The following is a 14,401-nucleotide window of genomic DNA, read 5'->3' as shown; positions in this document are numbered from 1 at the left end:
CTTCAGGCGCATATCACTGCGGGTTGGCACGGGTGCTGGACAGCAGGTTCTTCAGGCTGGCCGCCTTCGGCTTGACCAGCCAGAAGCGACGCACGTAGTCATCCAGGTTTTCCCAGAGCTCACGACCCCATTCGCTGTTGGTTTCTTCGACGTATTCACCCAGCACGCGCTGCAGGTGGCTGCGATAGGCCTCCATCGCCTCGCCGCTGATACGCTGGATCTCCACCAGTTCGTGGTTGACCTTGTCGACGAAGCTGTTGTCCTGGTCGAGCACGTAGGCAAAACCACCGGTCATCCCGGAACCGAAGTTGTAACCGGTCTTGCCCAATACACAGACAAAGCCCCCGGTCATGTATTCACAGCAGTGATCGCCCGTGCCCTCGACGATGGCGTGGGCACCGGAGTTGCGCACCGCGAAGCGCTCACCCGCGGTACCGGCGGCGAACAGCTTGCCGCCCGTGGCGCCGTACAGACAGGTGTTGCCGACGATGGCGCTGTGCTGGGTTTCGAACGGGCTGCCCGCTGGCGGCACGATCACCAGTTTGCCGCCGGTCATGCCCTTGCCGACATAGTCGTTGGCATCACCTTCGAGGTACATGTTCAGGCCACCGGCGTTCCACACCCCGAAGCTCTGCCCGGCAGTGCCCTTGAAGCGGAAGGTCAGCGGCGCCTTGGCCATGCCCTGGTTGCCGTGCAGGCGGGCAATTTCACCGGAGATCCGCGCGCCGATGGAGCGGTCGCAGTTGCAGATATCCAGCTCGAACTCGCCGCCGGCCAGGTCACGGATCGCCGGCAGGGCCATCTGCACCATCTTCTCGGCCAGCACGCCCTTGTCGAACGGCGGGTTGCGGTCCACTTCGCAGAACTGCGGCTTGTCGGCCGGAACGTGCGGGCTGCCCAGCAACGGGCTGAGGTCCAGGTGCTTCTGCTTCTCGGTTTCACCGGGGAGCATTTCCAGCAGGTCGGTACGCCCGATCAGCTCGCCCAGGCTGCGCACGCCCAGCCTGGCCAGCCATTCACGGGTTTCCTCGGCCACGTAGGTGAAGAAGTTGACCACCATGTCGACGGTGCCGATGTAGTGGTCCTTGCGCAGTTTTTCGTTCTGCGTGGCCACGCCGGTGGCGCAGTTGTTCAGGTGGCAGATGCGCAGGTACTTGCAGCCCAGGGCGATCATCGGTGCGGTGCCGAAGCCGAAGCTCTCGGCGCCGAGGATCGCGGCCTTGACCACGTCCAGGCCGGTTTTCAGGCCGCCATCGGTCTGTACCCGCACCTTGCCGCGCAGGTCGTTGCCGCGCAGGGTCTGGTGGGTTTCGGCCAGGCCCAGTTCCCACGGTGCACCGGCATACTTGATGGAGGTCAGCGGCGAGGCGCCGGTACCACCGTCGTAGCCGGAGATGGTGATCAGGTCGGCATAGGCCTTGGCCACGCCGGCGGCGATGGTGCCTACCCCGGCTTCGGCCACCAGCTTGACCGAGACCAGCGCCTGCGGGTTGACCTGCTTCAGGTCGAAGATCAGCTGCGAGAGGTCTTCGATCGAGTAGATGTCATGGTGCGGCGGTGGCGAGATCAGGGTCACGCCCGGCACCGCATAGCGCAGCCTGGCGATCAGGCCGTTGACCTTGCCGCCCGGCAGCTGGCCACCCTCGCCCGGCTTGGCGCCCTGGGCCACCTTGATCTGCAGCACTTCGGCGTTGACCAGGTATTCGGGGGTGACGCCGAAGCGGCCGGTGGCCACCTGCTTGATCTTGGAACTGCGGATGGTGCCGTAGCGGGCCGGGTCTTCGCCGCCCTCGCCGGAGTTGGAGCGCGCGCCCAGGCGGTTCATCGCCTCGGCCAGGGCTTCGTGGGCCTCAGGCGACAGCGCGCCCAGGGAGATACCCGCCGAGTCGAAGCGCTTGAGGATGGCCTCCAGTGGCTCGACTTCGCTCAGGTCCAGCGGCTGCTCCAGGGTTTTCACCTTGAGCAGGTCGCGGATCATCGACACCGGACGCTTGTCGACCAGTGCGGTGTATTCCTTGAACTTGGCATAGTCGCCCTGCTGCACGGCGGCTTGCAGGGTATTGACCACGTCCGGGTTGTAGGCGTGGTATTCACCACCGTGCACGAACTTGAGCAGGCCGCCCTGCTGGATCGGCTTGCGCGGGCTCCAGGCTTCGGCGGCCAGCAGCTTCTGCTCGTTCTCGATGTCGACGAAGCGCGCGCCCTTGAGGCGGCTGGCCACGCCACGGAAGCTGAGGTTGACCACTTCCTCGGACAGGCCCACGGCTTCGAACAGCTGCGCGCCCCGGTAGGAACCGATGGTCGAGATGCCCATCTTGGAGAGGATCTTGAGCAGCCCCTTGGAGATGCCCTTGCGGTAGTACTTGAACACTTCGTCCAGGTCACCGAGCACTTCGCCGGTGCGGATCAGGTCGGCCAGCACTTCGTAGGCAAGATACGGGTACACCGCCGAGGCGCCGAACCCGATCAGCACCGCGTAGTGGTGTGGATCGCGGGCGGTGGCGGTCTCGACCAGGATGTTGCTGTCGCAGCGCAGGCCCAGTTCGGTCAGGCGATGGTGCACGGCGCCCACGGCCAGCGACGCATGCACCGGCAGCTTGCCGGGTGCGATATGACGGTCGCTCAGTACCAGCTGGGTCTTGCCGCTGCGCACGGCTTCTTCGGCCTGTTCGGTGATGTTGCGCACGGCCGCTTCCAGGCCGATGCTTTCCTCGTAGTTGAGGTCGATCACCTGGCGTTCGAAGCCCGGGCGGTCGAGGTTCATCAGCGAGCGCCACTTGGCCGGCGAAATCACCGGCGAGCTGAGAATCACCCGCGAGGCGTGCTCGGGGGATTCCTGGAAGATGTTGCGCTCGGCACCCAGGCAGATCTCCAGCGACATCACGATGGCTTCGCGCAGCGGGTCGATCGGCGGGTTGGTGACCTGCGCGAACTGCTGGCGGAAGTAGTCGTAGGTGGAACGAACGCGTTGCGACAGGATCGCCATCGGCGTGTCGTCGCCCATCGAGCCCACGGCTTCCTGACCCTGCTCACCCAACGGGCGCAGCACCTGGTCACGCTCCTCGAAGGTGACCTGGAACATCTTCATGTACTGCTTGAGCTGGTCGCCGTCGTAGCTGGCCACACCCTGGTCGTCGCTCAGGTCGGCCTGGATGCGCAGGGCATTCTGGCGCAACCAGCGCTTGTACGGGTGGCGCGACTTGAGGCGGTTGTCGATCGCATCGGTGTCGAGGATCTGGCCGGTCTCGGTGTCGACCGCGAAGATCTGCCCCGGGCCCACGCGGCCCTTGGCGATAACGTCTTCGGGCTTGTAGTCCCACACGCCGATTTCCGACGCCAGGGTGATATAGCCGTTCTTGGTGGTGACCCAGCGCGCCGGGCGCAGGCCGTTGCGGTCGAGCAGGCACACGGCATGGCGGCCTTCGGTGAGCACGATGCCCGCCGGGCCGTCCCAGGCTTCCATGTGCATGGAGTTGTATTCATAGAACGCGCGCAGGTCGGGGTCCATGGTCTCGACGTTCTGCCAGGCCGGCGGTACCAGCATGCGCACGCCACGGAACAGGTCGATGCCACCGGTGACCATCAGCTCGAGCATGTTGTCCATCGACGAGGAGTCGGAGCCCACGCGGTTGACCAGCGGGCCGAGCTCTTCCAGATCCGGGATCAGGTCGTTGGCGAACTTGGTACGCCGCGCCTGGGCCCAGTTGCGGTTGCCGGTGATGGTGTTGATCTCGCCGTTGTGGGCGAGGAAGCGGAATGGCTGGGCCAGCGGCCATTTGGGCAGGGTATTGGTGGAGAAGCGCTGGTGGAACACGCAGATCGCGGTCTGCAGGCGCTCGTCGCTCAGGTCCGGATAGAAGGCGGTGAGGTCCGCCGGCATCATCAGGCCTTTGTAGATGATGGTCTTGTGCGAAAAGCTGCAGATGTAGTGTTCGACATCGGCGGCGTTGGCCACCGACGAGCGACGCCGGGCACTGAACAGCTTGATCGCGAATTCCTGATCGCTCAGGCCTTCGCCACCGACGAACACCTGCTCGATCTGCGGCAGGCGCTCCAGCGCCAGGCGACCGAGCACGCTGGTGTCGATCGGCACCTTGCGCCAGCCCACCAGGCTCAGGCCGGCAGCGAGGATCTCGCGGTTCATGTTGTCGCGTGCGGCTTCGGCCTTGGCGGTGTCCTGGTTGAAGAACACCATGCCGACCGCGTACTGGCGGGGCAGTTCGCTGCCGAACTGTTCCAGGGCCACGGCCCGCAGGAACCGATCGGGCTTCTGCATCAGCAGCCCGCAGCCGTCGCCGGTCTTGCCGTCGGCGTTGATCCCACCACGGTGGGTCATGCAGGTCAGGGCCTGGATAGCCGTTTGCAAAAGGTGGTGGCTGGGTTCGCCCGTCATATGGGCGATCAGGCCGAAACCACAGTTATCCTTGAATTCTTCGGGATGGTACAGACCTGTTTTCATAGACACTTTCTCACCAGGTTCGCCTCTCACCAAGGCAAATCTCTTTTTAATACAACCACTTACCATCCACGCCGAACGAACGTCAGCTTTGCGGGGGCAATACGGATGCCATTGTTGCACAGCGACAGTGAAGCCCACAAATTTACTGACGCATCAGTGAAAATCCATGTCGCATTTTTGAATGTTTTTATACAAGAATCCGTGGTAACGGAATTGCTTGAGTCTGAAGCGTTTCAGCCTGGACTGCAACAGGGGCTTGTGGCCGGCAGTCTGGGACAGAAAAGCCTGCCGCGTGTTACGCAGCAGGCTAGACCGGGGTTCAGGAGTCGCTCAGCAGGTGGCGGGGGTAGTGCCACCCGACCATGTATCAGCGGGTCGCAGCCAGTTCTTGTTGGACGCTGGCAACGGTACGAGGCCAAGGTTTACCAGCCTGGACCTTGGCTGGCAAGGTTTTGATTGCAGCGACGGCTGCATCGCGGCTGGAGAAGTTGCCGTAGGTGATCACGTACAGGGGTTTGCCCTGCAGGGTTTTCTTGAAGTAGCGATAGTCGCCACCCTCGGCCTTGACGAACGCCTGGGCCGATGCCTCGGAACTGGTGCCCAGGATCTGCACCACGTAGTTGCCTGGCGCCTGTCCGCTGTACCAGCTACCGCCCGCAGCGGGCTTGGCAGCGGGTTTTTCTGCAGGTTTGGGTGCCGGCTTGGCCGTGGCCACCTGCACGGGTGCAGGGGCGGGCTTGGCGGCAGGTGCAACCGGCTTGCTGGCCACTGGCGCGGCAGGCTGCTGCGCCGGTACAACCGGCTGGGCCATCGTAGGCGCCGGGCCTGCAGTGACACCGGCGGGCGGTGCAGTGGTGGTAACGGTAGGCGGCTGCAGTGCAGTGTCGCCAGCCGGGCCGGATTCCTCGCCATCACCCATGCCGGCCGCCTCGGCCAGCGGGCCGCGCATCACCGGCTGGGACTGGCCCACCAGTGGCAGCGGCATCGGCTGCGAAGAACCGGCGAACTCGATGGCCGGGCCACCGTTGTTCGACTGGGCATTGCCCGGCTTGCCCTGGCCCAGGGGCAGTTGCGCCTGCTCGGCAGGCGCAGTGGCCGGCACCTGGTCGCCCTTCTTGGGCATCAGCACGGCTGCCGCCACGGCAACCACTACCACGGCAGACAACGCCAGCACGTGTTTCTTCGGCATATTGAACCCCATTGATGGTCGCTTCACCGGCGAGCGGGTGGCGAGCATGGCTTCGATCATGGTATCGCGGGCCACCTGGTTGATTGCTCCAGGCCAGCCGTCCGAGTTTTCGTGAATCTCGGCGATCTGCTCGCTGGTGAACACCTCGATACCGCGCCCGGCACCTTCCAGACGCTGCTCCAGGTATTCCCGGGTTTCGTCCTCGGTGTAGGGCTGCAACTCGATGACGTGGAAACGCTCCTGCTCGGCATTGAGTTCATCCAGGGCTGCGATCAGTGACGGCTCGCCGAACAGGAACACGTGCGGGCGACCTTCCGGTGTGCCCGCCGCCAGTTCCAGCAAGGCTTGGAGTGCCGACTCGCCAAGTTGTTCCGCATCGTCCACCAGCAAGTAGACTTCCTGACCGGTCAGCGCCAGCTGCACGATCTGGGCGAGGATCTCGGTGACTTGCGCCTTGGCCACATTCAGCGACTGCGCTACCTGGGCCAGCAGGCCGGCTGCATCGCCGGCGCCACGCGCCGAAACCACCACGCTGAGCACCGACTGCTTGTTGGTGCTGGCCACAAGGGCCTGGCGCAGCAGGGTCTTGCCGCTGCCCAGAGGGCCTGTGACCACCAGCAGCAGCTGGCTGTAGCGGGCCAGGTGATGCAACTGGCCCAGCACCGGCTTGCGCTGGGCAGGGAAGAACTTGAAGCCAGGCACCCGCGCAGCGAAGGGGTCATGGTTCAACTGGTAATGGCCGAGAAAGGCCTCGTCGGCATGCAAACTAGTCATCGAACTCTCGTCAACCTCAAAGCTGGGCCACGATTGCGCGGTAATCCGCCGCCAGCGTGGCCTGAAGAATCTCTTGCGGATAGTCGTCGGTCACCACGGCTTCGCCCATATGGCGCAGCAGGACCAGGCGCAGACGACCGTCGAGCACCTTTTTATCGACCGCCATGTGTTCCATGAAGTGGGCCGGGGTCATTTCGGCCGGAGGCACCACCGGCAGGCCGGCGCGCTGGAACAGGCGAATGCCGCGGTCGCGCTGCGCCTGGCTGATCCAGCCCAGGCGCATGGACATTTCCAGGGCCATTACCGTGCCAGCCGCCACGGCTTCACCGTGCAGCCACACACCATAGCCCATGTGGGTTTCGATGGCGTGGCCAAAGGTGTGACCGAGATTGAGCGTGGCACGCACGCCCGACTCGCGCTCGTCAGCCCCCACCACGGCCGCCTTGGCCTCGCAGGAGCGCTGGATGGCGCGGGTCAGTGCAGCCTGGTCGAGCGCACGCAGCGCATCGACATTGTCTTCGAGCCAGCCCAGAAACGGCTCGTCGCAGATCAGACCGTACTTGATCACCTCGGCCAGGCCCGCCGACAGCTCGCGCGGCGGCAGGCTCTTGAGGCTGGCGGTATCGATCAGCACCGCGTTGGGCTGATAGAAGGCACCGACCATGTTCTTGCCCAGCGGGTGGTTGATGCCGGTCTTGCCGCCCACCGACGAGTCCACCTGGGACAGCAGCGTGGTGGGCACCTGGATGAAGTCCACGCCGCGCTGGTAGCAGGCGGCGGCAAAGCCGGCCATGTCGCCGATCACCCCGCCGCCCAGGGCGATCACGGTGGTGCGACGGTCGTGGCGCGCCGTCAGCAGGGCGTCGAAGATCAGTTGCAGGGTTTCCCAGTTCTTGAAGGCCTCGCCGTCGGGCAGCACCACCGGCAGTACCGAATAGGCCCCCAGGCTGTGAGTGAGGCGTTGCAGGTAAAGGGGCGCGACAGTCTCGTTGGATACGATGGCGACCTGCTTGCCGGCAATGTGCGGCGCCAGCAGTTCAGGCTGATCCAGCAGGCCTTCGCCGATGTAGATCGGGTAGCTGCGTTCGCCCAGTTCGACCTTAAGTGTCTGCATGTGTCCCCACAAAGAACAAAGGCGCGGCATCGAAGACCCGACCCGCGCAATAACGAAGTGCCCTGCCAGGGCATGACTGGCCGCCGAGGATAGTCAAGCCTTAACGGGGCGGCAACTTCTGCAAGCGCTCCAGAATATCCAGAACTACCATGCGCGGCGGCCGCTCGTCGGTTTCCACCACCAGGTCGGCGATTTCCCGATAAAGCGGGTCGCGCAACTCGAGCAAGGCACGCAGCGTGGCCTCCGGGTTGGCCGTGCGCAGCAGCGGCCGGTTGCGGTCGCGGGCGGTACGCCCCACCTGCTGCTCCACCGAGGCGTGCAGGTAGATCACGCGCCCCCCGGCATGCAGCGCCGCACGGTTGGCATCGCGCATCACCGCGCCGCCGCCGGTGGCCAGCACCACGCCGTCGGCCTCGCACAGCTCGGCGATCATCGCCTGCTCGCGATCACGAAAGCCGGGCTCGCCTTCCTTGTCGAAGATCCACGGGATGTTGGCGCCCGTGCGCAGCTCAATTTCCTTGTCGGAATCCTTGAACGGCAGGCGCAGCTCTTTGGCCAGCAAGCGACCGATGGTGCTCTTACCGGCACCCATCGGCCCTACAAGTATCAAATTTCGCACAGAATCAACGACTCACAGCAATCGCCCGGTCACTCATGATACGCGGAGTCAGGAAGACCAGCAGCTCGGATTTTTTCTCTTGGATGACAGCGCGACGAAACAGCCGCCCAACATACGGCACATCGCCGAAAAATGGCACCTTGTCGACAACATTACTTTGCACGGTGGCATACACCCCGCCGATCACGATGGTCTCGCCATCCCCCACCTGAACCTTGGCATTCACCTCGTTCTTGCGGATCGGCGGCACGCTGTTGAGGGCATTGAGGTAGTCCGGCTCGTCCTTGGTGACCTTGACCGTCATGATCACCCGGTTGTCGGCCGTAATCTGCGGGGTCACCTCCAGCGACAGCGAGGCCTCGCGAAAGGTGGTGGACGTGGTGCCGTTGGCGCCCGACTCCTGATACGGCACCTCGGTACCCTTTAGGATGCGCGCGGTTTCCTTGTCGGCGGTGACCACCTTGGGCTGGGAGATGATTTCGCCATTGCCGGTCTTTTCCATCGCGCTGAGCTCCAGGTCGAGCAGCACACTGTCGCGCACCAACCCCAGGCCGATACCCGAGGTGGCCCGTTCCACCCCCAGGTCGACGAAGGGCAGCCCGTCGGCGGCCAACCCGCCTGCGCGCAGGCCGCCGCCCAGTTGCACCGCCCCGCCCCAGCGCACCCCCAGGCTTTTTTCGTAATCGACATTGGCCTCGACGATGCGCGCCTCGATCATCACCTGGCGAACCGGTACATCGAGCTGCGCGAGCAGCCGCCGCAGGTCGGCCAGGCGTGCCGACGGCTGGCTGGCAATGATGGTGTTGGTGCGCTCGTCGACCGTGATAGCGCCGGGGTCGTCGTCCTCGACCATGGCCTGGAACAGCTGCACGATGTCCCCGGCCCGCGCATGGCTGACCGTGAGCAGTTCGCGCACCAGCGTTGGCGAGGCCTGCGCCGCACGGGCCTGGGTATCGTGCCCGGCCAGTTCGGCCAAAGGCGCCACCAGCAGCACGTTGCCCTCCTGACGCCGACCCAGGCCCTTGCTGCGCAGCACCAGGTCCAGTGCCTGTTCCCAGGGCACCTCGTGCAGACGCAGGGTCACCTTGCCCTGTACTGCATCACTGGCCACCAGGTTGACCCCGGTGAAGTCGGCCAGCACCTTGAGCACCGAACGCACCTCGACATCCTGGAAACTCAACGACAGCGGCTCGCCGCCATACCCTGCCCCCTCGGCCCCAAGGCCTGCACCTGCTACCGGCAGCGCCACCATCAGTACCGCACACAGGCTGAACATCCTGTTCATCCACGACCTCCCTGGTCAGTTGACGACGTGTCGAGCCACCCCATTGGCTTCGATCACCTGCGAGCGCTCCACCCAGCCGGCGCCCTCGACCCATACCTGCTCCTCGAGCTCGACCTGCTGCGCATCGATGCGCACCACCCGCCCCTTGTCCGGCCCCAGCCGGTCACCTTCGCGCAACGGGTACAGCGCCCCCGCAACACGGATCAACGCGACCCCGCCGCGACGGTCGGCCAGGTGCCCGACCAGTTCCATCTGTTCCAGCGGCACGTGTTCCAGCGCAAATTCGAGCGCTGCGGGCGGCGGCGCGGCAAAGGGATCGCGCGCCTCCGCCAGCACCGGCGCCGGCTGCGCCACGGGGTCGACCGGCAGGCCGGACGCATAGGCCTTGAGGTGCATCTGCAGACGCAGTTGCCCACGCCCCGCCAGCGGCGCCAGGTGAAGGTCATGCAGGGTCACGCGCTCAGGCAGCGTGGCCAGGGCGTCGACAAAACCGGCCAGCGCGGCGAAGTCGCCCACCACCTGCAGGTGCACCGGCATTTCGGCATGCAGGGCCTGCGGCTGCGCCGGCAACACTTTCACCTGCTCGAACACCAGGCCCCGCCCGGCCCGGGCGACAGCCTGCAGCAGGCCGGGCATGCCGCCCGCTGGCAGCAGCCGGGCCTGGGCCTCCCGCAGGCGTTGCTCCAGGCCGAGCAAGCGGGCCTGCTGCTCGTCCAGCCGGGCGACCTGCTCTGCCTGCGCCTGCCAGGCCTGCTGCAACTCGGCTCCACGCGCCAGCGCCCGCTCAAGCGAAGCGTTCGCCCCGCGCAGGTGCAGCCCATAACCGCTACCGAGCGCCAGCAGCAGGCAAGCCGCCAGCAACAGCGCCTTGTACCGCCGAGGCCACGCTGCCATCAGGTACCAGTCGAGAGCCGAGCTCATGGCTGCACCTGCGCACGGAGGTGGAACACCTCGCCGGCGGCGGTGGCCTTGATCTCCTGCAACTGCACAGCGCCCAGGCCAGGGGCCTGATCCAGATTGCGCAGCAGTTGAGTGACCGACGCCCGCCCCTGTGCCACCCCCTCCAGGCGCAGCGCGCTGCCCTCGAGCGCCAGTGCAGTCAGTTGCAGCCCTTGTGGCACCCGCGTGGCCAGCGGTGCAAGCACCTGACCACCTGGGGATGCGGCGCGCAGCACGGCATCCAGCCCCTGGATGCGCTCCTGCAGCGCATCGCCCCGGGCGGTCAGGTCGGCCAGTTCCGCCAGCGGGCCCTCAAGCCGTGCGATGGCATCGCGCAGGGCCGCATTGGCCTGCCCCTGCTGCGCCAGGCGATAGGCGCCATGCCGGTCCAGCAGCACCACGATGGCGACCCCCAGCAGCAGAGCCACCAGCATCAACCCCTGCAACTGCCGCACACTGCGCTGGCGTTGCCAGGCCCGCCACGGCAGCAGGTTGATATCGCGCCTCACGGTGCACGCCTCATCGCCAGCCCATAGGCCAGCGCCAGGGCGGGCTCGGCGGCATCGAACACCGTGGTTTCGATACCCAGCCGACGCTGCACTTCCAGCGCCTGGGCCGAATCGGCAGCCGCCCCGGTCAGTACCAGCCGCGCCGGTGCCGGGCCCTCCAGGGCCTGCAACCAGCGTTCGATGCAGGCAGCCAACGCCTGCGGCACATCGGCCGCTGCACCCGCGTCGGCACGCCATGCCTGGTGCTGTGCATGCAGCGCCCAGTGCCCTGGCTCGACCCGCACCACGGCGACCGCGTCATCGTCCGCCCCGACCGCGCGCAACAACGCCAGGCTGTCGGTCTCGACCACCCGCGCACGCAGGCCTGCCAGCTCCAGTGCCGCCTCCAGCCCATCGAGCCAGCCCTGATGACAGGCATACACCCCCACCGCCTCGTAGCACGGGTCGTGCGCGACCGAGCCGCGGCACTCGAAATCAAAGGCCGCCTCGTCCAGGGCAAAGGGTATGAAAGGTTCGGCCTCATGGCACAGGCGGGCAAACAGGGCATCCTCTGCCAGCCCCGCCGGCACCTGCACGGTCTTGCTCAGCACGGCCGTGGCCGGAATCGCCAGCGCCGCCTCGCGCAAGGTGGCACCGCTGCGGGCCAGGGCATCGCCCAGCACCTGCGCCAACTGTGCCGGGTCGGCCACCCGGCCGTCCTGCAGCACGCCCGCCGCCAGCGTCTGCACGGCCTGCGCACGCACCTCGAAGGACCCTGCCACCTGCCGCAGCTGCAGCAATCGCACCGCGCAACATGAAATATCGATACCCAGCAGTGAACCGGCATCCTTGCCGAAACGTCCAAACATTGGCTTTCCCTGGCATCCGCCTGCTTCGACCGGCCCCCAGACAGGGCACCGGTCAGCCCGTGCACCGCGCAACCCACGCGGCACAGTGAAAATTGCTTATAATGCCCAGCGTTTTTTCTCGTCGATCAGCCCTGCGCTCAATCCATATTTCAAACTGGACACCCCAAAGCCTTGATACGCCTGCTGAAGTTCTTCTGGTGGTCTTTCGTCGCAGTCATCTGTGCCGTCGTGCTCGGTCTGAGCGGCGCGTTTCTGTATCTTAGCCCCAGCCTGCCCTCGGTAGAGGCCCTGAGAAGCATCCAGTTGCAGATCCCTTTGCGGGTATACAGCAGCGATGGAAAGCTGATTGCCGAGTTCGGCGAGATGCGGCGTTCTCCCATCCGTTTCGCCGACATTCCCCCGCATTTCATCCAGGCTTTGCTGTCCGCCGAAGACGACAACTTCGCCAATCACTATGGGGTCGACCCCAGCAGCCTGATGCGCGCTGCAACACAATTGCTCAAGTCCGGGCACATCCAGACCGGCGGCAGCACCATCACCATGCAGGTGGCGAAGAACTTCTTCCTCAGCAGCGAACGCAGCTTCTCGCGCAAGACCAACGAGATCCTGCTGGCCCTGCAGATCGAGCGCGAGCTGACCAAGGACGAGATCCTCGAGCTGTACGTGAACAAGATCTACCTGGGCAACCGTGCCTACGGCATCGAAGCCGCAGCGCAGGTGTACTACGGCAAGTCGATCCGTGACGTGAGCCTGGCGCAGATGGCGATGATCGCCGGCCTGCCCAAGGCACCGTCGCGCTTCAACCCGCTGGCCAACCCGACGCGCGCCAAGGAACGCCGCGACTGGATCCTGGGGCGCATGTACAAGCTGGGCAAGATCGACGAAGCCAGCTACCAGGCTGCCCTGGCCGAACCGATCAACGCCAGCTACCACGTGCCGACGCCCGAGGTGAATGCCCCGTACATCGCCGAGATGGCCCGCGCCGAGATGGTCGGCCGCTACGGCAGCGACGCCTACACCGAAGGTTTCCGCGTGACCACCACGGTGCCGAGCGACCTGCAGGAAATGGCCAACAGCGCCGTGCTCGATGGCCTCAGCGCCTACGACCACCGCCACGGCTACCGCGGCCCCGAGTCGCGCCTGCCGGGCAAGACCCAGGCCGCCTGGCTGCAGGAACTGACCAAGCTGCGCCCACTGGGCGGGCTGGAACCGGCCATCGTCACCCAGGTCGACAAGACCGGCCTGCAGGTGCTGACCAAGTCGGGCCAGACCGAGAGCGTGGCCTGGGACACCATGAAATGGGCCCGCCCATTCCTCAACACCAACAGCCAGGGCCGCGCCCCGCAGCAGCCGGGCGATGTGGCCCAGGTCGGCGACGTGATCCGCGTGCAACGCACCGGCGAGGGCGAACTGAAGTTCAGCCAGGTGCCGGGCGCCCAGAGCGCACTGGTGACCCTGGACCCGAACAACGGCGCCATCCGTGCTTTGGTGGGCGGCTTCTCGTTCGAGCAGAGCAACTACAACCGCGCCATGCAGGCCAAGCGCCAGCCGGGCTCGAGCTTCAAGCCGTTCGTCTACAGCGCGGCGCTGGACAACGGCTACACCGCCGCCAGCCTGGTCAACGACGCCCCTATCGTGTTCGTCGACGAGTACCTGGACAAGGTGTGGCGACCCAAGAACGACACCAACACCTTCCTTGGCCCGATCCGCATGCGCGAGGCGCTGTACAAGTCGCGCAACCTGGTATCGATCCGCCTGCTGCAGGCCATGGGCGTGGACAAGACCATCGACTACATCGCCCGTTTCGGCTTCAACAAGCAGGACCTGCCGCGCAACCTGTCGCTGGCGCTGGGCACCGCGACCCTCACGCCGATGGAGATCGCCACCGGCTGGAGCGCGTTTGCCAACGGCGGCTACAAGATCACCCCGTACCTGATCGACCGCATCGAAAGCCGCAATGGCGAGACGCTGTTCACCGCCAACCCGCCCAGCGTGCCTCGGGGGCATCAGGACGAGGCCGGGATTGGCGCCGCCGAAACGCCGATCGTCACCGATGCGGCACTGGGCGCCGACGTGAGTGCGGTGGCGCCGCAGGTGCCGGCGGTGGCCGAGCAGATCATCGACGGGCGTACCAGCTACATCCTCACCAGCATGCTGCAGGACGTGATCAAGCGTGGCACCGGACGACGTGCCCTGGCGCTGGGGCGCACCGACCTGGCGGGCAAGACCGGTACCACCAACGAGTCCAAGGATGCGTGGTTCTCCGGCTACAACGCCGACTACGTGACCACCGTATGGAGCGGCTTCGACCAGCCCGAGACCCTGGGCCGTCGCGAGTATGGCGGTACCGTGGCGCTGCCGATCTGGATGAGCTTCATGGGCGCCGCGCTCAAGGACAAGCCGATGCACACGCTGCCGCAGCCTGAAGGCATCCTCAGCCTGCGGGTGGACCCGGTGAGCGGCCGTGCGGCCACGCCGAGCACGCCTGATGCGTACTTCGAGCTGTTCAAGGCCGAAGACACCCCGCCGTCGGTCAACGAGCTGGGTGGCAGCGCGCCAGGCAGCCCGCTGCCGGCGGACGAGTCGGCGCCGATCGATCTGTTCTGATGGGGTAACCCGGGGGCTGCCCTGCAGCCCATTGGCCAGCACAATTACCAGCCCCAAA

9 protein-coding genes are annotated in these 14,401 nt (G+C 65.7%); 1 reads left to right on the top strand and 8 read right to left on the bottom strand.

The annotated features are described in order from the left end of the window. Nucleotides 1-13: 13 nt before the first annotated feature. From gltB to pilM, 8 genes are all read right to left on the bottom strand, one after another. Nucleotides 14-4,459: a glutamate synthase large subunit gene (gene gltB, locus ACPRTJ_RS11940; RefSeq protein ID WP_426428917.1), complete on the bottom strand. Its 4,446-nt coding sequence runs from the start codon at nt 4,457-4,459 to the stop codon at nt 14-16. Between the two features lie 367 nt (nt 4,460-4,826). Beyond that, the gene (locus tag ACPRTJ_RS11935; RefSeq protein ID WP_054915550.1) at nt 4,827-6,422 is read right to left on the bottom strand and encodes an AAA family ATPase; all 1,596 of its coding nucleotides are present in this window, start codon (nt 6,420-6,422) and stop codon (nt 4,827-4,829) included. A gap of 16 nt (nt 6,423-6,438) precedes the next feature. Then, nucleotides 6,439-7,536 carry a 3-dehydroquinate synthase gene (gene aroB, locus ACPRTJ_RS11930; protein ID WP_043859938.1) on the bottom strand — a complete coding sequence of 366 codons (1,098 nt, stop codon included), beginning with the start codon at nt 7,534-7,536 and terminating at the stop codon, nt 6,439-6,441. 100 nt (nt 7,537-7,636) lie between these two features. Further along, the gene (aroK, locus tag ACPRTJ_RS11925; RefSeq protein WP_043859939.1) at nt 7,637-8,155 is read right to left on the bottom strand and encodes a shikimate kinase AroK; all 519 of its coding nucleotides are present in this window, start codon (nt 8,153-8,155) and stop codon (nt 7,637-7,639) included. A 4-nt stretch (nt 8,156-8,159) separates the two neighbouring features. Further along, nucleotides 8,160-9,431 carry a type IV pilus secretin PilQ gene (locus ACPRTJ_RS11920; RefSeq protein ID WP_426429109.1) on the bottom strand — a complete coding sequence of 424 codons (1,272 nt, stop codon included), beginning with the start codon at nt 9,429-9,431 and terminating at the stop codon, nt 8,160-8,162. A 24-nt stretch (nt 9,432-9,455) separates the two neighbouring features. Beyond that, nucleotides 9,456-10,361: a pilus assembly protein PilP gene (locus ACPRTJ_RS11915; protein ID WP_078481688.1), complete on the bottom strand. Its 906-nt coding sequence runs from the start codon at nt 10,359-10,361 to the stop codon at nt 9,456-9,458. Further along, complete coding sequence (locus ACPRTJ_RS11910) at nt 10,358-10,888, bottom strand: PilN domain-containing protein (RefSeq protein WP_213606462.1); 531 nt, start codon at nt 10,886-10,888, stop codon at nt 10,358-10,360. Before ACPRTJ_RS11910 ends, ACPRTJ_RS11915 begins: the two co-directional genes overlap by 4 nt. Continuing rightward, on the bottom strand, nt 10,885-11,736 hold the full coding sequence (gene pilM / locus ACPRTJ_RS11905) for a type IV pilus biogenesis protein PilM (RefSeq protein ID WP_426428915.1): 852 nt from the start codon (nt 11,734-11,736) through the stop codon (nt 10,885-10,887). Before pilM ends, ACPRTJ_RS11910 begins: the two co-directional genes overlap by 4 nt. 174 nt (nt 11,737-11,910) lie before the next feature. On the opposite strand from pilM, the gene ACPRTJ_RS11900 reads away from it, so the two are divergent. Next, on the top strand, nt 11,911-14,343 hold the full coding sequence (locus ACPRTJ_RS11900; protein ID WP_426429107.1) for a penicillin-binding protein 1A: 2,433 nt from the start codon (nt 11,911-11,913) through the stop codon (nt 14,341-14,343). The last annotated feature ends 58 nt before the right edge of the window (nt 14,344-14,401 follow it).

Source organism: Pseudomonas palmensis, assembly GCF_049942755.1.
GTDB classification, from domain to species: domain Bacteria; phylum Pseudomonadota; class Gammaproteobacteria; order Pseudomonadales; family Pseudomonadaceae; genus Aquipseudomonas; species Aquipseudomonas palmensis.
This window is presented reverse-complemented; position numbering and strand designations above follow the sequence as displayed.